Annotated in this window: 22 protein-coding genes; 11 read left to right on the forward strand and 11 right to left on the reverse strand. The window is 69.9% G+C overall.

Going from position 1 to position 20,686, the window contains the following annotated elements:
• The first annotated feature begins 64 nt into the window (after window positions 1–64).
• The gene (locus E1181_RS09410; RefSeq protein ID WP_132673584.1) at window positions 65–628 is read left to right on the forward strand and encodes a hemerythrin domain-containing protein; all 564 of its coding nucleotides are present in this window, start codon (window positions 65–67) and stop codon (window positions 626–628) included.
• Between the two features lie 46 nt (window positions 629–674).
• Here the strand turns inward: E1181_RS09410 and E1181_RS09415 are convergent, their stop codons facing one another.
• Window positions 675–896 carry a hypothetical protein gene (locus E1181_RS09415; RefSeq protein ID WP_132673585.1) on the reverse strand — a complete coding sequence of 74 codons (222 nt, stop codon included), beginning with the start codon at window positions 894–896 and terminating at the stop codon, window positions 675–677.
• A gap of 239 nt (window positions 897–1,135) precedes the next feature.
• Here E1181_RS09415 and E1181_RS09420 point away from each other — a divergent pair, with 239 nt between their 5' ends.
• Window positions 1,136–2,158, forward strand: a complete 1,023-nt coding sequence (locus tag E1181_RS09420) for an SDR family oxidoreductase (RefSeq protein ID WP_132673586.1) — start codon at window positions 1,136–1,138, stop codon at window positions 2,156–2,158.
• Between the two features lie 67 nt (window positions 2,159–2,225).
• Here E1181_RS09420 and E1181_RS09425 read toward each other — a convergent pair whose 3' ends face one another.
• The 4 genes from E1181_RS09425 to E1181_RS09440 all read right to left on the reverse strand — a co-directional run bounded on the left by E1181_RS09425 (window position 2,226) and on the right by E1181_RS09440 (window position 7,082).
• On the reverse strand, window positions 2,226–3,068 hold the full coding sequence (locus tag E1181_RS09425; RefSeq protein ID WP_132673587.1) for an MBL fold metallo-hydrolase: 843 nt from the start codon (window positions 3,066–3,068) through the stop codon (window positions 2,226–2,228).
• A 205-nt stretch (window positions 3,069–3,273) separates the two neighbouring features.
• Window positions 3,274–3,804: a hypothetical protein gene (locus E1181_RS09430; protein ID WP_132673588.1), complete on the reverse strand. Its 531-nt coding sequence runs from the start codon at window positions 3,802–3,804 to the stop codon at window positions 3,274–3,276.
• Window positions 3,805–3,967: 163 nt separating this feature from the next.
• Window positions 3,968–5,548: a histidine ammonia-lyase gene (hutH, locus tag E1181_RS09435; RefSeq protein WP_132673589.1), complete on the reverse strand. Its 1,581-nt coding sequence runs from the start codon at window positions 5,546–5,548 to the stop codon at window positions 3,968–3,970.
• Window positions 5,549–5,678: 130 nt separating this feature from the next.
• Window positions 5,679–7,082 carry an amino acid permease gene (locus E1181_RS09440; protein WP_165944572.1) on the reverse strand — a complete coding sequence of 468 codons (1,404 nt, stop codon included), beginning with the start codon at window positions 7,080–7,082 and terminating at the stop codon, window positions 5,679–5,681.
• Window positions 7,083–7,239: 157 nt separating this feature from the next.
• On the opposite strand from E1181_RS09440, the gene E1181_RS09445 reads away from it, so the two are divergent.
• Window positions 7,240–8,031 carry an IclR family transcriptional regulator gene (locus E1181_RS09445; protein WP_207922075.1) on the forward strand — a complete coding sequence of 264 codons (792 nt, stop codon included), beginning with the start codon at window positions 7,240–7,242 and terminating at the stop codon, window positions 8,029–8,031.
• A gap of 11 nt (window positions 8,032–8,042) precedes the next feature.
• Here E1181_RS09445 and hutC read toward each other — a convergent pair whose 3' ends face one another.
• On the reverse strand, window positions 8,043–8,798 hold the full coding sequence (hutC, locus tag E1181_RS09450; RefSeq protein ID WP_235876647.1) for a histidine utilization repressor: 756 nt from the start codon (window positions 8,796–8,798) through the stop codon (window positions 8,043–8,045).
• A gap of 192 nt (window positions 8,799–8,990) precedes the next feature.
• Between hutC and hutU the strand changes: the two genes are divergently transcribed.
• From hutU to E1181_RS31385, 3 genes are all read left to right on the forward strand, one after another.
• Window positions 8,991–10,664 carry a urocanate hydratase gene (hutU, locus tag E1181_RS09455; RefSeq protein WP_132673593.1) on the forward strand — a complete coding sequence of 558 codons (1,674 nt, stop codon included), beginning with the start codon at window positions 8,991–8,993 and terminating at the stop codon, window positions 10,662–10,664.
• Window positions 10,665–10,744: 80 nt separating this feature from the next.
• Entirely contained in the window at window positions 10,745–11,713 is a 969-nt protein-coding gene (hutG, locus tag E1181_RS09460) for a formimidoylglutamase (protein ID WP_132673594.1), read from the forward strand.
• Complete coding sequence (locus tag E1181_RS31385) at window positions 11,710–11,862, forward strand: hypothetical protein (protein ID WP_165944573.1); 153 nt, start codon at window positions 11,710–11,712, stop codon at window positions 11,860–11,862. Before hutG ends, E1181_RS31385 begins: the two co-directional genes overlap by 4 nt.
• Window positions 11,863–11,935: 73 nt before the next feature.
• On the opposite strand, the gene E1181_RS09465 is transcribed toward E1181_RS31385, so the two are convergent.
• From E1181_RS09465 to E1181_RS09480, 4 genes are all read right to left on the reverse strand, one after another.
• A complete protein-coding gene (locus tag E1181_RS09465) occupies window positions 11,936–12,790 on the reverse strand; it encodes an SAM-dependent methyltransferase (RefSeq protein ID WP_132673595.1) in 855 nt (284 codons plus the stop codon).
• Window positions 12,791–12,931: 141 nt separating this feature from the next.
• Window positions 12,932–13,618: a haloacid dehalogenase type II gene (locus tag E1181_RS09470; RefSeq protein ID WP_132673596.1), complete on the reverse strand. Its 687-nt coding sequence runs from the start codon at window positions 13,616–13,618 to the stop codon at window positions 12,932–12,934.
• 34 nt (window positions 13,619–13,652) lie between these two features.
• Window positions 13,653–14,465, reverse strand: coding sequence for a thioesterase family protein (locus tag E1181_RS09475; protein ID WP_132673597.1), 813 nt, complete (start codon window positions 14,463–14,465; stop codon window positions 13,653–13,655).
• 28 nt (window positions 14,466–14,493) lie between these two features.
• Window positions 14,494–15,078, reverse strand: coding sequence for a TetR/AcrR family transcriptional regulator (locus tag E1181_RS09480; RefSeq protein ID WP_235876648.1), 585 nt, complete (start codon window positions 15,076–15,078; stop codon window positions 14,494–14,496).
• Between the two features lie 97 nt (window positions 15,079–15,175).
• Here E1181_RS09480 and E1181_RS09485 point away from each other — a divergent pair, with 97 nt between their 5' ends.
• The 4 genes from E1181_RS09485 to E1181_RS09495 all read left to right on the forward strand — a co-directional run bounded on the left by E1181_RS09485 (window position 15,176) and on the right by E1181_RS09495 (window position 17,914).
• Complete coding sequence (locus tag E1181_RS09485; RefSeq protein WP_132673599.1) at window positions 15,176–16,171, forward strand: NADP-dependent oxidoreductase; 996 nt, start codon at window positions 15,176–15,178, stop codon at window positions 16,169–16,171.
• A gap of 31 nt (window positions 16,172–16,202) precedes the next feature.
• Complete coding sequence (locus E1181_RS32745) at window positions 16,203–16,424, forward strand: SDR family NAD(P)-dependent oxidoreductase (protein ID WP_328590867.1); 222 nt, start codon at window positions 16,203–16,205, stop codon at window positions 16,422–16,424.
• Window positions 16,425–16,456: 32 nt separating this feature from the next.
• Window positions 16,457–16,900: an SDR family NAD(P)-dependent oxidoreductase gene (locus tag E1181_RS32750; RefSeq protein ID WP_328590868.1), complete on the forward strand. Its 444-nt coding sequence runs from the start codon at window positions 16,457–16,459 to the stop codon at window positions 16,898–16,900.
• Window positions 16,901–17,044: 144 nt separating this feature from the next.
• Window positions 17,045–17,914 carry a glycerophosphodiester phosphodiesterase gene (locus E1181_RS09495; RefSeq protein ID WP_132673600.1) on the forward strand — a complete coding sequence of 290 codons (870 nt, stop codon included), beginning with the start codon at window positions 17,045–17,047 and terminating at the stop codon, window positions 17,912–17,914.
• 292 nt (window positions 17,915–18,206) lie between these two features.
• Here E1181_RS09495 and E1181_RS09500 read toward each other — a convergent pair whose 3' ends face one another.
• Window positions 18,207–19,628 carry an alkaline phosphatase PhoX gene (locus E1181_RS09500; protein ID WP_132673601.1) on the reverse strand — a complete coding sequence of 474 codons (1,422 nt, stop codon included), beginning with the start codon at window positions 19,626–19,628 and terminating at the stop codon, window positions 18,207–18,209.
• A 418-nt stretch (window positions 19,629–20,046) separates the two neighbouring features.
• Here E1181_RS09500 and E1181_RS09505 point away from each other — a divergent pair, with 418 nt between their 5' ends.
• On the forward strand, window positions 20,047–20,685 hold the full coding sequence (locus E1181_RS09505) for a TetR/AcrR family transcriptional regulator (RefSeq protein WP_235876649.1): 639 nt from the start codon (window positions 20,047–20,049) through the stop codon (window positions 20,683–20,685).
• The last annotated feature ends 1 nt before the right edge of the window (window position 20,686 follow it).

The raw sequence follows: 20,686 nt of genomic DNA on the forward strand, positions 1-20,686 counted from the left end.
GGGCAACCTCGAAGTGCGCGTCTGCGCGACGACCTGCACATGACCGAAGGGATCGGTGCGCGCCATGGCACGAACGCACGAGGGCGATCTCGTCGCCGTCCTGACCGATGACCACCGGGCAGTGGACTCGGCGTTCGAGAAGTACGAGAACGGTGGTCTTTCCGAGAAGCAGCGCCGTGACCTCGTCGATCACATCATCACCGAGCTGGTTCGGCATTCGGTCGCCGAGGAGCAGTACCTCTACCCGGCCGCGCGCACGCACCTGCCGGGCGGCGATGAGTTGGCCGACCACGAGATCGAGGAGCACGCCGAGGCCGAGAAACTCATGAAGGAGCTCGAGCGGCTGGAGGTCTCGGACGCGAACTTCGACCAGAAGGTCTTCAAGCTCGCCCGAGACATCCGCCACCACGTCGAAGAGGAGGAGCGCGGCTTGTTCCCCCGTCTTCAAGCGGCGTGCACGGTGCAGGAGCTCCAAGACCTGGGGGGCAAGATTCTCGAGGCGAAGGAGCGTGCCCCCACGCGCCCTCACCCCTCGGCGCCGGACACGCCGCCGGTGAACATGCTTCTCGACCCGGGGGCCGGCATGATCGATCGGCTGCGGGACGCGCTGTCCGGACGGCAGCGATGAGGACGTCCGGACGCTCGCGCTCGCCCAGCTGACCGCGTCCTGGAGCTCACCGCTCCGGGAGCTCGCCCGGTGGGATGTCCGCCGGCAGGTGGTGGGTCGCCTTGCCCCGGGATTCCTCGGTTGCTTCCGTTTCCTCCGCCTCCGGCCTGACCTGGTCACCGGTTCCCTCGTCGTAGGACGTGTCGTCGTCCGATCCGGCGGTGGGGTTCTGCGTCGTCGGCTCACCTTCTGCCGGGGTCTGCTCATGTTCACGTGCACCGCGGTCCATGATCGCCTCCCAAGACGTCCTTTCCCGAACGCCGTCGAGCTACCCGGTGCGGAGAGGGCTGCAAACCCCCGTCCGAGATCGGCCCGACCGGCACCCTCTCGCGCCGACCGCTCCTGCCGGCACCGGGTTGCGGTGACGGTTCTCGCGGGTAGCCCCCGGTGGAAGGGGTCGATCAGCGCGCTGAGCGCGAGGGGGTCGATCGTGGCTCCACCCTCGACGGGAGGAAGGTGGGTCCGGGAGTGCGAAACGCAGCGCGGTCGCAGGTCGTCGTGATCACGGGCGCGACCGGTGGTGTGGGGCGTGCGGTGGTCCGCGAATACGCTCGGCGCGCTCGAGGCGTGGCCTTGCTGGCCCGGGGCCGGGCAGGTTTGGAGGCCACCGCGAAGGAGGCCCGGACCGCCGGGTGCGAAGCGTTGCCGCTGGAGGTCGACGTCGCCGATGAGGAGCAGGTCAGCGACGCCGCCGACGAGGTCGAGGAACGCCTGGGCCCGATCGACGTCTGGGTGAACGCGGCGTTCACCTCGGTGTTCGCGCCGTTCTCGCAGATCGCTCCGGAGGAGTTCCGTCGTGTCGTGGAGGTGGACCTCCTCGGATTCGTCCACGGGACGAACGCAGCGCTGGAGCGGATGCGTCCGCGCGATCGAGGAACGATCGTGCAGGTGGGTTCGGCGTTGGCGTACCGGGGAGTCCCGTTGCAGTCGGCCTACTGCGCTTCCAAGCACGCCGTTCAAGGTTTCCACGAATCGCTGCGGTGCGAGCTGCTGCACGACCGCAGTGGTGTTCGGGTGACGATGGTGCAGCTTCCCGCCGTGAACACGCCGCAGTTCTCGTGGGTGCTGTCCCGGTTGCCGAAGCATCCCCAGCCGCTGCCGCCGATCTTCCAGCCGGAGGTGGCGGCCCGGGCCGTGGTGCACGCGGCCGATCACCCTCGTCGTCGTGAGCACTGGTGCGGGGGCAGCACGGTGGGCACCTTGATCGCCAACGCCGTCGCGCCGGGCGTTGTGGACCGCTACCTCGCGCGCTACGGATATGCGGCCCAGCAGGCTGACGTGTTCTCCGATCCCGGCCGGCCCGCGAACTTGTGGGCGCCCGCCGACGGCGCTTCGGGCCGGGACTACGGGGCTCGAGGCGTGTTCGACGAGAGGTCGAGGAATCGCAGTTGGCAGCTGTGGGCGTCGCAACGTCACGGTTCCCTGGCTGTCGCGGTGGTCGGTGGGGCCGCGTTGGCGGCTGCCGCGGTGTCGCGGCGACGCCGGCTCTGACGCTCCGTGGCGAAGTGCGCGGTACCGAGGCCGCTCCACGGGCGTGCGGAGGGGGGCCCTCAGCGGCTCACGGGCTCGTCCGGTTGCTGTGGAAGAGGAATCTCTCTCCGTGGGCGAGGTAGTGGAACTCGGTTCCGACCTGCGCTCGGGACGCCGCCCCGCGGAAGTCGTCGAGGCCGGACCGGAAGACCGAGAAGTCGTTGTAGTGAATGGGAATCGCCGTGGAGGGGCCGATGATCTCGACCGCGCGCACCGCCTGTTCCCCGGTCATGGTGACGACGGTTCCCAGCAGCGTGGTGCCGCCGGCGTGGATGAGCGCGAGGTCGATGTCGGGGAACCAGCGCGGGATGTCGTGCAGCCGGTCGTGGAGCAAGGTGTCACCGCTGATGTACAGGCGGAACTGGTGCTGCCCGCCGGTGCTGAAGTCGAAGATGCTGCCCATCACCGGCGGAAGCAGGTGCGCGACGTGATCGGGGGCGTGCTTGCCCGGCATCGACGTCACCCTGAGCCGGGCGTCACCGCGCACGACGTCCTGCGACTCCCAGGTGTCGAGCGGATGCCCGCGGGAGAAGCCCTGTTCCCGGAGCAAGGGGACCGCGTGGTGGTTGGTGATGATGGGGAGGTCCTTGTCGAGTTCCTGGGCCGCGACGTCGTCGAAGTGGTCGCCGTGGTGGTGGGAGAGCACGACGAGGTCGATCGGGGGCAGATCGGCGATCTGGCAGGCGGGTTCGACCTCCCGGCGAGCGTAGGCGCCGTGGCCGAGGTGCACGTGGTCGCCCGCGTGCAGGAAGGCGGGGTCGGTGAGGATCGAGAATCCGTTGTAGCGGATCACCGTCGTGGCGTTGCCGACGAAGTAGACCTCGCCTTCGCCGGTGGCCGCCTGGTCGGTGCTCGGCAGTTCGATGGTCATGCGTCCTCCACAGCGTCTGTGCGCCGCGGGTACCCGAGCTCCGCCGAGGTGAACCCGCGGTGCGGGCGGTGCACTTCGCTCATCCCCCGGAAGAAGTCCCCAGTGGACCAGACCGGTGGTCGGGAAACCGGTGCCGGGCCCGGAACGCTGACGCCCGGACGTCGCAGCAGGGGGGACGATGACCAGGACGGGCGCGTCCGCGGTGTCAGGCCGGCCGGTGTCCGCGCGCGCCGAACACCTGCGTGGCCACCTCGTGGTGGAGGTCCTCGAGCTCGGTGAGCTGCTGCTGGGCGCGATCGAGCAGCGTGCGCAGGTGTTCCGCGTTGAGGCCTGGTTGCCGTTCGGCGGCCGCGAGGAGGGTGCGCCAACCGCGAGCCTTGCCCTGCACCGCCAAGTGGAGGGCTTCGACCTCGATCAACGCGCTCAGCGGGGAGCGCCGGAACACTCCGGCGTTCAGCTTGAAACGGCCCGCCTTCTCACCCAGCCACGCCGCGAACACCTTGTGATGCGCGGTTTTCACCCCGAGCGCGGCCATGATCTCCCGCAGGCTTCGGCGATCTGCGCGGACTTCCTCGGTCAGCGCCCTGATGCGCGCCGAGATGCCGGGCGTTCGTCCCCGATTGGCACGCGCGGCGCGAGCGGCCAGCTCCACGCCACCGGTGGCTCCGGCGAGGTGGTCGTTGAGGTAGATCGCCAGCAGCTTCTGCTGCGAGACGTTCGCCGTAGGTGCGTCCATGATTTCGGGTTGCCGTGGTCGGTGGGCCTCAAACACCTCGGAGGTCCAGCGAGCTGCCGCGCGGGCAATATCAGGTTTCTAAGCACCCACGTCCTGAGCGAGGAGGTCACCGCCGCCGGCCGTGATCGCGGGGACCGTGCGCGGCACGGTCCCCGCGTCGGGCTCAGGCCAGCGGCCCGACGACGTTCTCGGCGGCGGCGACCAGTTCGCCGGTGCGGCACAGCTCGACCGCGGCCTCGATCTCCGGCGCGAGGTGGCGGTCGGTGCCGGGACCGGGAACCTCGCGGCGGATGCGGTCGCGCACGGCCGCCGTCGCCGGGGAGGGGCTCAGGGGTTCCCGCATGTCCAGCGCTCGTGCCGCGGTCAGCGCCTCGATCGCCAGGACGCGCGTGAGTCCGTCCACCGCGCGGCGGAGCTTGCGTGCCGCGGACCAGCCCATGGAGACGTGATCCTCCTGCATCGCCGACGAGGGGATCGAGTCGGAGCTCGCCGGTACCGCCAGCCGCTTGAGCTCCGAGACGATGGCCGCCTGGGTGTACTGGGCGATCATGTGGCCGCTGTCCACGCCCGGGTCGTCGGCCAGGAAGGCGGTCAGGCCGTGGTTGCGGGCGGGGTCCAGGAACCGGTCGGTGCGCCGTTCGCTGATGCTGGCCAGGTCGGCCGTGACGATGGCGAGGAAGTCCAGCACGTAGGCCACCGGCGCGCCGTGGAAGTTGCCGTTGGACTCGACGCGGCCGTCGGTGGTGACCACGGGGTTGTCGATCGCGCTGGCGAGTTCGGTGTCCGCGACCGCCTCGGCGTGGGCGAGGGTGTCGCGGGCGCCTCCTGCCACCTGGGGCGCGCAGCGCAGCGAGTAGGCGTCCTGCACGCGGGTGCAGTCTGGGCCGGCGTGGCTGGCCACGATGCCGGAACCCGCCAGCAGCAGCCGCATGTTGGCCGCCGCGCTGGCCTGGCCTCGGTGCGGGCGCAGCGCTTGCAGGTCGGCGGCGAAGACCCGGTCGGTGCCCAGCTGCGCTTCCACGCTCATCGCGGCGGTGATGTCGGCGAGCCGGAGCAGGTCGCGCAGGTCGCGGCAGGCCAGCACGAGCTGGCCGAGCATGCCGTCGGTGCCGTTGATCAGCGCGAGCCCCTCCTTCTCGGCGAGTTCGACCGGGGCGAGGTTCGCCGCTGCGAGGGCCTCGGCCGCCGGCATCGACCGGCCCTCGGCGTCGCGGACCGTCCCCTCGCCCATCAGGGCCAGCGCGACGTGCGCGAGCGGGGCGAGGTCCCCGGAGCAGCCGAGGCTGCCGTACTCGTGGACGACCGGGGTGATCCCGGCGGACAGCAGCGCGGCGTAGGCGGTGGCGACCTCCGGGCGGACGCCGGTGCGGCCGGTGGCCAATGTGGACAGTCGCAGCAGCATCAGTGCGCGGATGACCTCGCGCTCCACCTCCGCCCCGGTCCCGGCGGCGTGCGAGCGCACGAGGCTCTTCTGCAGCTGCTGCCGGAGTTCGTTCGGGATGTGCCGGGTCGCCAGCGCGCCGAAACCGGTGGAGACGCCGTAGACGGGTTTGGGTTCCTCGGCCAGGCTCTCGATCCGAACGCGGCTGGCCGCGATCGCTGTCAGCGCGTCGTCGGTGAGCTCCACCGCTGCGCCGTCGCGCGCGACGCGCACCACGTCGGCCGCGCCGACCGCGCCCACGCCCACCTGGACGGGCGAAGTGGTGTTCTCGGGAGCGGTTTCGGTCGTCTTCCGCGCAGTCATGCGCGCACCTTCTTCCTCAGGATTGGTTCCTCGGCGCCACGGGTGCCGAGGCAGGGTGGAGTCCCGCCGCGCGCGGGGTGCGCGCGGCGGTGGCGGGAGGGGATTTCCCGTCCGCGGGGACGGGCGTCGTTCAGCGGGTGCTGGGGGAGCTCAGCTGTTCGGCGTCCAGCGCGGCGTCCTCGTCGTTGCGGACGCGGAGCCAGTGCAGGAGCGAGAGCAGCGCGATCCACGTCGCGCCGACGTAGAGCGCGATGCGGGTGTCCGACGAGAAGGCCAGCACGATGAACACGAACACCAGGAAGGCGATCGTGATCAGCTGGCCGTGCGGCCAGAGCGGAGCGGGGAAGCGCAGCGCGGCCGCCCGTTCGGGGCTCATCGCCCGGCGCGCCCGGTACTGGGAGAGCGCGATCATCAGCCAGACCCACACGGTCGCGAACGTGGCGATCGAGGCGATGATCTCGAAGACGTTCTCCGGGATGACGTAGTTGAGCACCACGCCGACCAGCAGGGCGCCGGTCATGATGACCACGGTCATCCAGGGCACGCCGTTGCGCGAGACCTGCCGCATGATCGCCGGTGCCTGCCCGCGCTGGGCCATGCCGTAGAGCATCCGGCCCGCTCCGAAGATGTCGCTGTTGATCGCCGACAGCGCGGCCGTGATCACGACGACGTTGAGAACGCCTGCCGCCGAGCTCAGCCCCAGGTTCTCGAAGATCTGCACGAAGGGGCTGCCGGACGAACCGATCGTCTGCCAGGGGGCGATCGACATGATCACCGCGAGGGTCAGCACGTAGAACAGCAGGACCCGGACCGGAACGGTGTTGATCGCGCGGGGGATCGTCTTGTGCGGGTCCGCGGCCTCACCGGCGCTGACGCCGATGATCTCGGTGCCGCCGAAGGCGAACATCACGACCGCGAACGAGAGCACGAAGCCCTCGAAGCCCATCGGGAAGAACCCGCCGTTCGACCACAGGTTGCTCACGCCCGCGCTGTGGTCGCCGCTGAAGCCGAAGACCAGCACGGCGGTGCCGCCGAGGATCATCGCGATGATCGCGCCGACCTTGGCGAGGCTGAACCAGAACTCGAGCTCCCCGAACACCTTGACGGTGAGCAGGTTGGCCGCGCCGATGATGAACAGGGTCGCCAGCACCCAGATCCACCTGGGCACGTCGGGGAACCAGAACCCCATGTAGACGCCCAGCGCGGTGACGTCCGCGATGCAGACGATGATCATCTCGAAGGCGTAGGTCCATCCCGTCAAGAACCCGGGCAGGCGACCGAGGTGCCTGCTCGCGTACTCGCCGAACGAACCGGGCACCGGGTCGTCGACGGCCATCTCGCCGAGCGCGCGCAGCACCATGAACACCGCCGCGCCGCCGATCAGGTAGGCCAGCAGCACTGACGGTCCCGCTTGGCCGATGGCTCCCGACGATCCGTAGAACAGCCCGGTGCCGATGGCCGAGCCGAGCGCGATGAAGCGGATGTGCCGTGCGTTGAGACCTCGACTCAGCGCCGCCGTGCGTTCTTTCACCATGTCCTCCCTCGGGAACGACATTGTTCCCCTAGCTGGCGGCTGGATGTGGGTGGGCATCCGGAGCGTCCATCGGCTTGTGCCGTGCAACACGCTCACGAACGACCGCGATAGGTATAGTGCTGTATATACATTTGCGTCAAGGGGTGGAGGCAGATCCGTGGGAACGGAATCGAGCACCTCGCCGGCGGTCGGCCGTGCGCTGGACATCCTGGTCCGACTCGCCCAGCGGCCCGGGCCCGTGCGCGCATCGGCGCTGGTCCGCGACCTCGGGCTGCCGCGCTCGTCGGTGTACCACATCCTGTCGGTCCTGGAAGATCGCGGTTTCGTCGTCTACGTGCCCAGCGAGAAGGCCTACGGCCTCGGGGTGTCGTCGTTCGAGATCGGATCGGCCTACCTGCGGCAGGAACCGCTGGAACGACTCGCCCAGCCGATCTTGGAGCGCCTGGCCCGCAGCCTCGGCCAGACGGTGCACCTCGGGATCCTGCACGGGACCGAGACCGTGTACCTGCTCAAGGAACGACCCGCGTCGGGTCCGTCCGCGGACGTCGCGCTCATCACCGACGTCGGAGTCCGGTTGCCCTCGCACCTGACCGCCAACGGCCGGGCGCTGCTGGCCGGCACCTCCGACGCGCAGCTGGCGGCCCTGTTCTCCCGCCCAGGTGCCTTCGTCACCCGCACCGGCAGCGGCCCGCGCTCCCTGCGCGACCTGCACCGGATCCTCGACCGGGACCGCCGTCGCGGCTGGTCGGAGGAGGTCGAGCTCGTTTCGGAGGGCCTGCGGTCGGTCGGAGCGGCAGCCCACGACCACGAGGGCAGGCCGGTGGCGGCGCTGAGCACGACCTGGTCCCGGCGTTGCGGTGACCGCGACCCGCGCGAGGTCGGCGAAGTCCTCCGCCGAGGAGCGGCGAAGCTCACGGTGAGCCTGCACGGGCGCGCGCCGACGGCCTGAAGCCCTGCGGCTCACAAGGAGTCGAAGGTGCCTTCCAAGCGGAAGCGAGATCCGGGGTGCAGCAGACGAGCCGCGCTGACGAGCTGTCCCTCCGACCACGTTCGGCGGTGGATCAGCAGGCACGGCTCCGCCGCATCGATGCCGAGCGAGGCGCAATCCTCAGCGGTGCCCAGCACCGCCTCGACGATGTGCTCTCCCTTGCCCAGCGGAGCGATCCGGGAGAGGTAGTCGTTGGGCGTGCGCTCGGTGAAGTCCTGCTGCAGGTACTCCGGGGCGAGGTCGGGGTGGACGTGGCGGTCCTCGAGCTGGATGGCGCTGTCGTCTTCGAAGTGGACCACGCGCGAGTGGTAGATCGGGCTGCCCTCGGGGATGCCGAACATCCGGTGCGCGCGCCGGTCCGCGGGCTCCTCCCGCACGAACACGACGTCCGTGCGGTGCCGGCGCCCGCGCCTGCTGACCTCCTCGGCGATGTTGCGCACCCCGTAGAGGGCCGAGCTGCTCCTGCGCTCGGCCACGAAGGTCCCCACACCGGGCATCCGCACGAGGAGCCCGTCCGAGCTCAGCTCGCGCAGCGCCCGGTTGATCGTCATGCGCGACAACCCCAGCGAGTCGACGAGCTGGTTCTCCGAGGGCAGCAGCTCGCCCTCGGGCCACCTGCCAGTGCCGATCTGCTCGGTGATCACGTTCTTCAGGCGGCGGTAGGCGGGCGCCGATTCGCGACGGCTCGCTCCGAACAGCGCGGCGACGTCCTGCGCGTCGATGGCCACGCCGATCACCGTCCCGTCCGTCGATCTCCGCCGAAAGCAGACGACCAGTTTATCCGGTGTGGACCACTCGTCGTGCGAGGCCAGTCGGGACCGGTCTCGGATCCGAGAATGTCGCCTCCCGGCCTTGGCCGTCGATCAGACGCCGGGTTTGCATGACCTCGTCACCAGTTCGCTTCGACTTCGGAGTTCCCCATGACCAGCGATCACACGGCCGAAGGCGCCCGGCCCGTCAGCGCTCCGCGCGGCACGACCCCCAGCTGCCGCGGGTGGCAGCAGGAGGGAGCGCTGCGGATGTTGATGAACAACCTCGATCCCGAGGTGGCCGAGAACCCGGACGCCCTCGTCGTCTACGGCGGTACCGGCAAGGCGGCGCGCAGCTGGGCGGCCTTCGACGCGATCGTCGAGTCGCTGCGAACGCTGGCCGACGACGAAACCCTCCTGGTGCAGTCCGGCAAGCCGGTGGGCGTGCTGCGCACGCACGAGTGGGCCCCGCGCGTGCTGATCGCGAACTCGAACCTGGTGGGCGACTGGGCCAACTGGGAGGAGTTCCGCCGGCTGGAGGCCGAGGGCCTGATGATGTACGGGCAGATGACCGCGGGCTCCTGGATCTACATCGGCAGCCAGGGAATCCTGCAGGGCACCTACGAAACCTTCGGCGCGGTCGCGCGAAAGAGGTTCGGGGGGACCCTGGCGGGCACGATCACGCTGACCGCGGGCCTCGGCGGCATGGGCGGGGCGCAGCCGCTGGCCGTGACGATGAACGACGGCGTGGCGATCTGCGTGGACTGCGATCCTCAGCGCATCCAGCGCCGCATCGACCACCGCTACCTCGACGTCGAGGCCGCCGACGTCGATCAGGCCGTGGAACTCGCCCGCCGCGCCCGCGACGCGCGCGAGCCGCTGTCGATCGGCCTGCGCGGCAACGCTGCGGAGGTCTTCCCGCAGCTGCTGGCCATGGACGTGCCCATCGACATCGTCACCGATCAGACCTCGGCCCACGACCCGCTGTCCTACCTGCCGCTGGGCGTCGAGCTCGACAGCTGGCAGGCGGAGGCGCAGCGGGACCCCGCCGGTTTCACCGAACGCGCCCGCACCAGCATGGCCCGGCACGTGGAGGCGATGGTCGGATTCCTGGATCGGGGCGCGGAGGTCTTCGACTACGGCAACTCGATCCGCGACGAGGCCCGCAAGGCCGGGTACGCCCGCGCTTTCGACTTCCCGGGATTCGTGCCCGCCCACATCCGCCCCCTCTTCGAGGAGGGGCTCGGACCGTTCCGGTGGGCCGCGCTCTCCGGCGACCCGGCCGACATCGCCGCCACCGACAAGGCGATCCTGGAGCTGTTCCCGGACAACGACCACCTGCGCCGGTGGATCACGTTGGCAGGTGAGCGCGTTCAGTTCGAGGGGCTGCCCGCGCGGATCTGCTGGCTGGGTTACGGCGAACGTCACCTCGCCGGGCTGAAGTTTAACGAGATGGTCGCCTCCGGGGAGCTGTCGGCACCCGTCGCCATCGGCCGCGACCACCTCGACTCGGGCTCCGTCGCCTCGCCGTACCGCGAAACCGAGGCGATGGCCGACGGATCCGACGCGATCGCCGACTGGCCGCTGCTCAACGCGCTGGTCAACACCTCCTCCGGTGCGTCGTGGGTGTCGCTGCACCACGGCGGTGGTGTCGGCATGGGGCGTTCCATGCACGCCGGGCAGGTCTGCATCGCCGACGGAACGGATCTCGCCGCGCAGAAGCTCGCCCGCGTGCTGACCAACGACCCGGCCATGGGGGTGCTGCGCCACACCGACGCCGGTTACGAGCGCGCGGCCTCGGTCGCGAGGGACCGCGGGATCCACATCCCGACGCTGAGCAGCTGATCGAACTCGGGTGCCCGGGCGGCACTGGCACGAGCCCCGCCCGGGCGCCCGGACCACTGACGGTGAAAGGAGATTCGGCCATGCGTGGCACCGCGAGCAGGTCGTTGCCGGGGTGGGCCGGTCGCGACGACGGTCCCGGCGACGAGCACCTCCGCTGGCACCACGTCGTGCAGCGGTGGGACGACACCGCGGAACCGGGGGCCTGTGCCTTCGTGGGCTTCCGCAGCGACGAGGGCGTTCGCCGCAACAAGGGACGTCGGGGCGCCGCGCAGGGTCCCGACGCGCTGCGCCGCGCTCTCGCCTCGATGGCGCTGCCGTCCCCGCAGCGCGTCTTCGACGCCGGCGACGTCGAGGTCACCGCAGGCGATCTGGAGTCGGGCCAGCGCGAACTCGGGCGCGTGGTGACCGGTCTGCTCGACGCCGGCCAGCTCCCGGTGGTCCTCGGCGGCGGGCACGAGGTGGCCTTCGGCAGCTACCTGGGCCTGGTGAACTCGGAGCCGGTGGTGCGAGGCGCCCGCATCGGCGTGCTCAACCTCGACGCGCACTTCGACCTGCGCGCCGATCCGATTCCGAGCTCGGGCACCCCGTTCCGGCAGATGGCAGAACGAGAACGCGCCAGGGGAGCGGACTTCCGCTACGCGGTGCTGGGGATCAGCCAGCCGAGCAACACGGCCGAACTGTTCGCCACCGCCGACTCGCTGGGGGTCCGCTACCTCACCGACGACCGTTGCGGCGTGTTCGACCGGCCGCTGGTGGACGGCTTCCTGGACGAGTTTCTCGACCGCTGCGACCTGGTCCACCTCACCATCGACCTGGACGTCCTCCCGGCTGCCGCGGCACCGGGGGTGAGCGCACCGGCCGCGTTCGGGGTGCCCGTGGAGACCGTCGAGCACGCCTGCCGCAGGGTCGCGGCCAGCGGCAAGCTCGCGCTGTGCGACGTCGCCGAGCTCAACCCGGACCTGGACATCGATTCCCGCACCGCTCGCACGGCCGCACGCCTCGTGCACCGCGTCCTCACCGAGCCGACCCGGAACGGAGAACCACGATGACCGTCGTGGAACCGGATGAATCCGGCGATCCCGCGCCGAGAGGCGCTGTCATCGGAGGCGACCGCCGATCCGCCGCCGACGACGTCCTGGACGCCTTCGAGCGCGTGCTCGAAGAGGACGGCCCCACGATCCACCGCGGCCTGGACTAGAGACTGCTTATGGATTGCTTTGCGCTGGAGAGCCATGACGGAGGCGTCATCACGTCGGGCAGGTACCCGTTGGTCACCTCTTGATGCCGACGGCGGCCCAGATCTTGGTCCGCTCGGGTTCGGCGAGGGATTCGTGGGGTTCTGAGCGCCACTCCGAGCAGTACACGGCTCCGGGTTCGACGATGTCGAATCCGGTGAACAGCTCGGAGGCCTGGGAACGTGGCCGGTAGGTGACCGGGACGCTCGTTTCGTCGAAGATCGCTTCGACCTCGCGCATCTGCTCCGGCAGGTCCTCGTCGGTGAGGTGGCTGATGGCGAGCGCGCTTCCGGGGGCGAGCGCTCGGCGGTACCGGGCGAGCAGGTCGGTGACGTCATCGCCGACCCAGTGCAGCACCGCGGCCATCATCAACCCGACCGGCTGCGAGAAGTCGAGCAGTTCCGTCGTCTCCGGTGCGTTGAGCACGGCTTCGGGATCGCGCAGGTCCTCCTGGATGATCGCCGTGTTGGGCTGGTCCTGGAGCAGGCGCCGGGTGTGCGCGGCGGCGATCGGTTCGTTGTCCACGTAGACCACGCGGGCGTCGGGGTTCATCTCGTGCGCGGCGTCGTGGACGTTGCCCACGGTCGGGACGCCCGAACCGAGGTCGAGGAACTGGGTGATGCCGCGTTCCAGGCAGAAGCGCACGGCACGACGGAGGAAAGCGCGGTTGGAGCGCACGACGGTCCGCGAGTCGGGATCGACCTCGAGCAGCTTGTGGAAAGCCTCCCGGTCGGAGGCGAAGTTGTGGTCGCCGCCGAGCCCGTAGTCGTAGATGCGGGCCGGGTTCGGCAGCGAGGTGTCGACCTCGTGCTTCGAGAGCCCGATGTCGTCACGGGTTCCGCCCGCCTCGGCGGACGCATCGAAGTGCTCGCCGAACTGGCGCTCCGGCATTCGTTCCCCCTAGAAGATCGCGATCGCGGTCAGCGATCCTACGCAACCAGGCACACTGCCCGGGAGTGCTCCATAAGGGTGATGGTCCGCCGGTTTCGCTGCAATGCCTCGCCCGTGGACGAGGCAGGGGACCGCTCGCCTTCACGCGTGACGCCCGCTTTCGGGCAGCGCTGCGATCTGCTGGGCGACGTCGACGAGATCGTGCCCGACGATGTCCGCTGGGATGAACACGTCGCCGTAGTGGCCTTCGTGACGGCCGGCCCAGCCGGTGGTGAGTCCGGCTCGTTTCGCTCCGTGGCAGTCGAACGCGTGCACGGCGACCAGGGCGACCTCGTGCGGGGCTTGGCCGATCTCGTCGAGGGCGTGCTCGTAGACGCGGACGGGTGGCTTCCAGCTGTGGACGTCGGCCACGCTGATGACCTGGTCGATGTGGTGATCGAGCTCGTTGCGCTGGAGGAACCTGGCCGTGGTCTCGGCGGTGCCGTTGCTCAGGCAGATCATGGAGATGCCCGCGTCGGAGAGCGTGCGCATGGCGGGTTCGACGTCGGGGTGCGCGGGGAGGTCGTGGAACCCGGCCAGGACGTGGGCGACGGTGTCGTCGTCGATGTCGCCGCGGGCGAGGGTTCTCAGCGCGGCAGCGGCGACGGCGGGGAAGGGCTCGTAGTCACCGGCGAGGGTCAAGGCCATGCCGTCGCGCAGGAGCCGGTCGAACCAGCGCTCGAGCAGCTCGGGTGCGAGGCCCGCGTCCGCGAACCGGGGCCGCAGGGGCTCCAGGGACATCAGCGTCTCGACGACGTCGAACGCCACCGTGAGAGGTCGAGCGGGCATGGCATCTCCTGTCCCGTCAGAGCTGGTCGTCCTGTCATTCGGGTGGGTTGAGGCGGATTCCTGCGAGTTGGGTGGCTTGGGCGACGAGGCGGTCGCGGCTGTCCCAGACGAAGCAGGACTCGTCGACCCGGTTGTCGTCGATGAGCTGTGCTTTGTGCAGGATCCGCACCGGTCCCGGTGCGGGCAGCGCGCGGACGTAGGCGGTGAGCTCCAGGGTGGGGACCCAGCCGGTGATCGCGATGTTCATGGTGGCCGGTGGGAAGGAATCGACGGCGTAGAGCAGCGAGATCGGGTCGAAGTGCTCGCCGTCGGGGAGTCCGAGCCAGCCGCGCAGGACGCCGGAACCGTTCGGGGTGCCTCGGCTGAAACCGGAGTCGTCCGGGTGGATGCGCAGGTCGACCTGGTCCAGGATGGCCACGCCGCGGGCGCCGTTGACCGGCTCGCAGTCGTCCTGCGCGAAGGGCCCCGGTTCGGGCGTGCCGTCGGTCCACTGCGGAGTCGAGTCTTGCGCGAGGGTTCCGAGGGTGAACGTCGCTTCGACGCAGGGGTTCTCGTCCTGGCTCATGCGGGCGCGCACCTGGCTCGCGGAGCGGCCGGTTCGCAGCACTTCGGTAACGAGGTGGATCGGGCCGGGTTTGGGGGAGCTCAGGTAGTGGGCGCTCGCGGCGAGCACGTGCTGGTGCGTGGCCGACTGCGTTGCCGCGCGTCCCAACATGCCCAGCAGGTAGCCGCCGTTGGGTTTGCCGCCGATGGTCCACTCCGGATCGGCTTCGGCGGTGAACGCGCCCGGTGAGATCTCGTCGATGCGGCTGACGTCGGCGAAGGTGGTCCGCTTTGCGGTGGTCATGGTCGAATCCGTTCGCTGGGGGTGCGTGTCAGTTCGGCGTCGCGTCGTCCAGGATCGCCAGGGCGTTGCTGATGCCCTGGTCGAGGATCGCGTCGGAGAGGATCGGGTCGGCCATCGCGCGGGCGAGCTGCAGCGTCCCGAAGAGCGTGGCGAAGAGGCCGAGGACGCGTTCGCGTGCCGAGTGCGGGTCGTCCGGGGCGATGCGCGCGGCGATGTCGTCGGCGATGGTGACCAGGCCGTCGGTGTAGGCCCGCTTGACGGTGTCGTCGCAGCGACCGATCTCGTCGAGCAGCGCCGCGGACGGGCAGCCGCGCTCGGGCGCGTCGCGATGCCTGGGGGAGAGGTAGTCGCGGATGAACCGCTCGAGGCCGGCCCTGTCCGGGGCGCGCTCGTCGAGCATGGCCCGCTGCTCGGTCAGCTGCTCGGTGACGACGGTCGTGACGAGGTCGTCCTTGGACGTGAAGTGCTTGTAGAAGGCGCCGTTGGTCAGGCCCGCGTCCTTCATGAGCGTGGCGACGCCCGAGCCGTCGATGCCGTCCTGCTTGAACCGGCGGCCGGAGGTCTCGACGATCCTCCGCCGCGTGGCGTCCTTGTGCTCCTTGCCGTACCGCACCACTGCTCCTCACGTGCTGGTCCGCCACCGGCGGCCCGTGCTAGCTTAATTGGAGTACGGTCGTAATTCAATGATGTCGGCGCAGGAGGGCGTTGCGATGAAGGCGTTCGTCGTCGAGTCCTACGGTGCGGACGGATTGCGATCAGCCGACGTGCCGGAGCCGGTGCCGGGAGATCGAGACGTCCTCGTGCAGGTCCGGGCGGCTGGGATCAACCCGTTGGACAAGATGGTCCGCAACGGCGAGTTCAAGCAGCTGCTGCGCTACGAGCGGCCGTTCGTCCTCGGCCACGACGTCGCCGGTGTCGTGACCCAGGTGGGTGCCTCGGTCCGCCGGTTCGCGGTCGGCGACGAGGTCTGCGCCCGGCCTCGCGATCTTCGGATCGGCGCGTTCGCGGAGTTCATCGCGATGGACTCCGACGACGTGGCGCACAAACCCCGGTCGTTGTCGTTCGAGGAGGCCGCCGCGGTGCCGCTCGTGGCGCTGGCCGCGTGGCAGGCGCTCGTCGACGTCGCTCACGTCGAGGCCGGGCAGAAGGTCCTCGTGCACGCCGGGGCCGGGGGCTTGGGGTCGACCGCCATTCAGGTGGCCAAACACCTCGGCGCCCACGTCGCCACCACCGCGCGCGCCGAGAACGCCGAGGCGGTCCGGAAGCTCGGCGCCGACGAGGTGATCGACTACCGGACGACGGACTTCAGCGACGTGCTCGACGGTTACGACGTCGTGCTCGATTCGCTGGGCGGAACCAACCTGGAGAAGTCGCTGTCGGTGCTCAAGCCAGGAGGTCTGGCGATCAGCGTCGTCGGTCCGCCCGACCCGGCCTTCGCCGAGCAGCTGGGCCGATCCGTGCTCAAGCCGGTCCTGTCGCTGATGAGCCGCAAGATCCGCAAGCGGGCCAAGAGGCTCGGGGTGCGCTACTCGTTCTTCTTCATGCGCGCCAACGGGACTCAGCTGGCTGAGCTGGCCGGACTCTACGACAGCGGCGCGTTGCGGCCCGTGCTCGACCGGACCTTCCCCTTCGACGACCTCCCGGAAGCCATGGCGCACGTCGAGCTGGGACGCGCCAACGGCAAGGTCGTCGTGACCCTGGACTGACGCTGGAACTCGCACGGTGGGGAGCTGGAAGATGACCGAGATCGAAGGTGCCGTCGCACTCGTCACGGGTGGCAGCCGCGGCATCGGCAAGGCGCTCGTGGAGGAGCTGCTCGCACGCGGTGCGAGCAAGGTCTACGCCACGGCCCGTGATCCGAGGACCGTGAGCCCGGACGCCGTTCCGGTGGAGCTGGAGGTCACCGACCCCGACTCCGTCGCGGCTGCCGCCGAACTCGCCGGGACGTCACGATCCTGATCAACAACGCGGGCGGCTCCGTCGCCGTTCCCATGCTGGACTCCTCGATCGACGACATCCGGCGGGAGTTCGAGACGAACTTCTACGGCCCGCTCCTGGTCTCCCGCGCCTTCGCGCCGATCATCGAGCGCAACGGCGGCGGGCACGTCCTCAACGCGCACTCGGTGCTGTCCTGGCTGGGCAACGGCGGGTCCTACAGCGCTTCCAAGGCGGCCCTGTGGTCGCAGACCAACTCGCTGCGCCTGGAGCTGCACGGCCGCGGCATCGCCGTCACCGGCCTGCACATGGGGTACGTGGACACCGACATGGCCGCCGGGGTCGACGCCCCCAAGGTCAGCGCGGCCGAGGTCGCCCGGCTGGCGGTCGAGGGCATCCGGGCGGGAGCGCACGAGGTGCTCGCCGACGACATCTCGCGGCAGGTCAAGGCAGGGCTGTCCGCCGACCTGACCGCGCTGTACCCGCAGCTCGCCGGCTGACCTCCGGCCGCGCTGGTGTTGGCGGTGCAACGTTCAGGTGGGCGACACCGCTGGGCCAGGCGGTGATCAGGTCCGCGACACCGGACCTCCGCAGTATTCTCCCGTCCTTCCGGACAAAACTGACACGGACGAGGAGATCGACCTATGCTGCACCGGGTCGCGGCGGTGGCCGCAGCCGCGCTGCTCACGACGATGACGGTGACGACGGCGGTGACCGCGGCACCCGCGGAGCCGACCGCCACCGTCACCAACATCGCCCACCGCGGGGCGTCCGCGTACGCGCCGGAGAACACCCTCGACGCCGTCCGGCTGGGCGCCGAGATGCAGGCCGACCTCGTCGAGATCGACGTCCAGCAGACCAAGGACGAGCAGCTGGTCGTCATCCACGACACCACGCTGTCGCGCACCACCGACGTCGAGCAGAAGTTCCCCGACCGGGCGCCGTGGCGGGTCTCGGACTTCACGCTGGAGGAGATCCGCACGCTCGACGCGGGCTCCTGGAAGGACCCGCGCTACACCGGCGCCGTCGTGCCCACCTTCGCCGAGGTGCTCGACGAGCTGGAGCGCACTGCTTCCGGCCTGCTGCTGGAGGCCAAGGCGCCGGAGCTCTACCCGGGCATCGCCGAGCGCATCGCCGGTGAGCTGCAGCAGCGTCCTCAGTGGATGCAGCCCGACCCGCTGGCGCAGCACCTGGTGGTGCAGAGCTTCAACTGGGACTTCATCCGCCACTTCCACGGCCTGCTCCCGGCGGTCCAGGTGGGTGTCCTCGGTGCGCCGACCACCGACCAGCTCGCCGAGGTGGCCACCTACTCCAACCAGGTCAACCCGCACCACTCGGCCGCGACCCCGGAGTACGTCGCCGCTGTTCACGAGCACGGCATGCGCATCAACCCGTACACGGTCAACGACCCGACCCTGATGCGGGCGCTCATCGCCAACCGCGTCGACGGCATCATCAGCGACCGCCCGGACGTCCTCCGCGAAGAAATCCGCAACGCCCGCCCAGCAGCCTGACGACTGGCTTCGGCGAGGTGGCTGCATCGAGAGGTTCCGGAACACGGCGGTAAACAGGAACCCGACTACGGCGGTATTCCGGGCACCCACCCGGAATACCGCCGTATTCCGTTACCCGATTACCGCCGTATTCCGGGGACGGATTACTGCGGTAATCGTGGAACCCGGTGCGGGACGTCACGTCCGGGCCGATCGAGCGTCCTTCGGGTTGGTTCGGTCCGCGGGTGGTGACGACTGCGCCCCGGCCAGGTCTTCGCTGGCCGGGGTGTCGTCGTTGTGGTGGTGGGATGGATCAAGCGCCGTGCAGGCGGTCCCAGGGGCCGGTGATGGCGTAGAGGACGCCGGGGTTCTGGACGCTGGCGAAGAGGGTGTTGCCGTCGGGGGAGTAGACGGGGCCGCAGAACTCGCTGTACTCCGGCTCGGCCTCGGTTCCGGTGTTGATCTCGTTGCGGGCCAGCGGGTAGGTCTGGCCCTCGAAGGTCGCTCCGAACAGGTGCTGCTGCCCGTCGCCGTCCTCGGCGATGATCAGGCCGTTGCCGCGGGAGGAGACGGTGATGTTGTCGGGACCGTCGAAGTGGGCGCTGTCGTCCTGGTCGTACTCGAACCGCAGCTTGAGCTCGATGGTCTGGTTGCGCGGGTTGTAGAACCACACCTGACCGTCGTGCGGGGTGCCCGGGCTGTCCTCGAGCCGGGCGTAGCTGCAGACGAAGTAGGTGCCGCCGTCGCCCCACCAGGCGCCCTCGAGCTTGCGGCCCCGGGTGATCTGGTCGTCGGCGAACTGCTCGCGGATCGAGGTCGTGGCCGCGGCGCGGTCCGCAACGGCCACCCAGGTCACGCCGTAGGTGGTGCCGACCTCGGTCGCGCGGGACAGGTCGTCGACGTGCTGGCCGGACTTGTCGGCGGCCTTCATGGCTTCGAAGGTGCCGTCGTCGTCGCCGAGAGCGCGGAGCTTTCCGGGGCCCAGCGGGAGCGCGGAGGCCGGCGGGGTGAAGCGGTAGAACAGGCCGTTCGGGCCCGACGCGTCCTCGGTCTGGTAGATGTGCCCGGTGTTCGGGTCGACGACGGCCGCCTCGTGGGAGAACCGGCCGAGCGCCTTGATCGGCTTCGGGTTCAGGTTCGCCTCGCGGTTGTAGGGGTCGACCTCGAAGGTGTAGCCGTGGTCGAACTGCTGCCCGTCCTCACCGGCCTTGTCCTCGGTCTCCTCGCAGCTCAACCACGTGTTCCACGGGGTGCGGCCACCAGCGCAGTTGGTGGAGGTGCCTGCCAGGGCGACGTGCTCGCTGATGCGGTTGCCCTCGGCGTCGACCTCGACGACGGTGCAGCCGCCGGGGGAGACCGGGTCGTAGGTGAGCCCGTCGAGCCGGGGCACCGGGAACTCGGGGTTCTGGCTGACCTTGATCTCGTGGTTGTACACGATCACGCTGCCGCCGTCGGGACGGAGGAAGGCGGCCATGCCGTCGTGCTTCTGCGGCGTCGCTTCGCCGGATTCGAGCTTCGTCCTGCCGGCTTCGGTGACGATCTTGTAGCTGAAACCGGCGGGAAGCGACAGCAGTCCCGCGGGATCGGGCACCAGCGGACCGTAACCGGCGGCGGCCCGGCCGTTCTCGGCGGCGGCCGGCGCGGCGGCGGTCACTGCTCCGACGTTGCCGACGAGGGCGATCCCGATGCCGCCCAGCAGTGAGCGGTTGACGAACTGCCTGCGAGAGAGATCCATGTGCGACTCCACGTGAGAACGATCGAAACAGCTCACCAGCCTCGTCAGTCGGGACGTACGTTCGATGAACCCGGTGAAGCGAAAGGCCGTCGACGCCGCGAATTCGATGCCGGACCACCGCGCCGGGAGATCACAAGTGGACGCCCGAAGTCCGGTTGGCCTGCACCGGAAGTGGGTCGGCTCACCTGGCGTCCGCACCTCGCCCGAGTCGTCTCGGCCCGCGTATTGACATGAACGTCAACGTCAACGAGTGTGGGTCGGGATCACGCGCTGTCACTCGTTCAGGAGGGGCTGCTTTGACATCCGCATCGACGTGCGATGACCCCAAAGCCGTTCCCGAACAAGGCTTGTCAACGCCCTGATGTCCGCTTCCCGGACGCGCGCCGAAGGTCGGCACCGAGGTCACGACAATGGAGTCGTGACGACGAGTGATGCCCAGGAGCGCGCGCGGGCCAATCGCCGGGAGACGTCGGGACCTCGGCGGGAGGAGCTGCTCGCTGCTGCCGCCGCCTGCTTCGACGACCTCGGCTACGCGGCGACCACGGTCGAGCTGATCGCGGCCCGGGCGCAGACCTCGCGCCCGACGTTCTACGCCTACTTGCGATCCAAGGACGAGGCGTTCCTCGCGGTCACCGAGCAGGTCTGCGCCCAGCTCGAATCCACCCAGCAGCTGGACGGGATCGAGTCCCTCCCCGCGGTCACGGTGCTGCGGTCGACCACTCGCGCCTTCGCGGAGGCGATCTTCGCCAACGGGTCGCTCGTGGCGCAGATCGACAGCCGCGCCGGGGTCGACCCCGACGTGGACGCGCTGTGGAGCACGCTGCGGCGTCGGCTGGAGCGGCGCTTCACCAACTACCTGTCCGGGCTCGACCCGGCCACGATCGATCCGTGCGTGCCGCCCCAGCAGCTGGTGTCGATGCTGAGCGATTCGATCGTCCGCGGCGCCGCCCGCCTCGGTCGCGCTCCCGACGAGGACCGCGAGCAGTTCATCAACGATCACATCCGGCTCACCGAGCGCGCCGTCGGCGTCGTCGCCGACTCGCGGCCCGCACCTTAGG

The organism is Saccharopolyspora terrae, from assembly GCF_004348435.1.
Classification (GTDB): domain Bacteria; phylum Actinomycetota; class Actinomycetes; order Mycobacteriales; family Pseudonocardiaceae; genus Saccharopolyspora; species Saccharopolyspora endophytica.

Coding starts and splice junctions, on each gene's coding strand:
- E1181_RS31385 (WP_165944573.1), top strand. CDS start 11,710: ATGACCGTCGTGGAACCGGATGAATCCGGCGATCCCGCGCCGAGAGGC.
- E1181_RS09465 (WP_132673595.1), bottom strand. CDS start 12,790: ATGCCGGAGCGCCAGTTCGGCGAGCACTTCGATGCGTCCGCCGAGGCG.
- hutG (WP_132673594.1), top strand. CDS start 10,745: ATGCGTGGCACCGCGAGCAGGTCGTTGCCGGGGTGGGCCGGTCGCGAC.
- E1181_RS09415 (WP_132673585.1), bottom strand. CDS start 896: ATGGACCGCGGTGCACGTGAACATGAGCAGACCCCGGCAGAAGGTGAG.
- E1181_RS09475 (WP_132673597.1), bottom strand. CDS start 14,465: ATGACCACCGCAAAGCGGACCACCTTCGCCGACGTCAGCCGCATCGAC.
- E1181_RS09470 (WP_132673596.1), bottom strand. CDS start 13,618: ATGCCCGCTCGACCTCTCACGGTGGCGTTCGACGTCGTCGAGACGCTG.
- E1181_RS09410 (WP_132673584.1), top strand. CDS start 65: ATGGCACGAACGCACGAGGGCGATCTCGTCGCCGTCCTGACCGATGAC.
- E1181_RS09485 (WP_132673599.1), top strand. CDS start 15,176: ATGAAGGCGTTCGTCGTCGAGTCCTACGGTGCGGACGGATTGCGATCA.
- E1181_RS09500 (WP_132673601.1), bottom strand. CDS start 19,628: ATGGATCTCTCTCGCAGGCAGTTCGTCAACCGCTCACTGCTGGGCGGC.
- hutU (WP_132673593.1), top strand. CDS start 8,991: ATGACCAGCGATCACACGGCCGAAGGCGCCCGGCCCGTCAGCGCTCCG.
- E1181_RS09425 (WP_132673587.1), bottom strand. CDS start 3,068: ATGACCATCGAACTGCCGAGCACCGACCAGGCGGCCACCGGCGAAGGC.
- hutH (WP_132673589.1), bottom strand. CDS start 5,548: ATGACTGCGCGGAAGACGACCGAAACCGCTCCCGAGAACACCACTTCG.
- E1181_RS09495 (WP_132673600.1), top strand. CDS start 17,045: ATGCTGCACCGGGTCGCGGCGGTGGCCGCAGCCGCGCTGCTCACGACG.
- E1181_RS32745 (WP_328590867.1), top strand. CDS start 16,203: ATGACCGAGATCGAAGGTGCCGTCGCACTCGTCACGGGTGGCAGCCGC.
- E1181_RS09440 (WP_165944572.1), bottom strand. CDS start 7,082: ATGGTGAAAGAACGCACGGCGGCGCTGAGTCGAGGTCTCAACGCACGG.
- E1181_RS09430 (WP_132673588.1), bottom strand. CDS start 3,804: ATGGACGCACCTACGGCGAACGTCTCGCAGCAGAAGCTGCTGGCGATC.
- E1181_RS32750 (WP_328590868.1), top strand. CDS start 16,457: ATGCTGGACTCCTCGATCGACGACATCCGGCGGGAGTTCGAGACGAAC.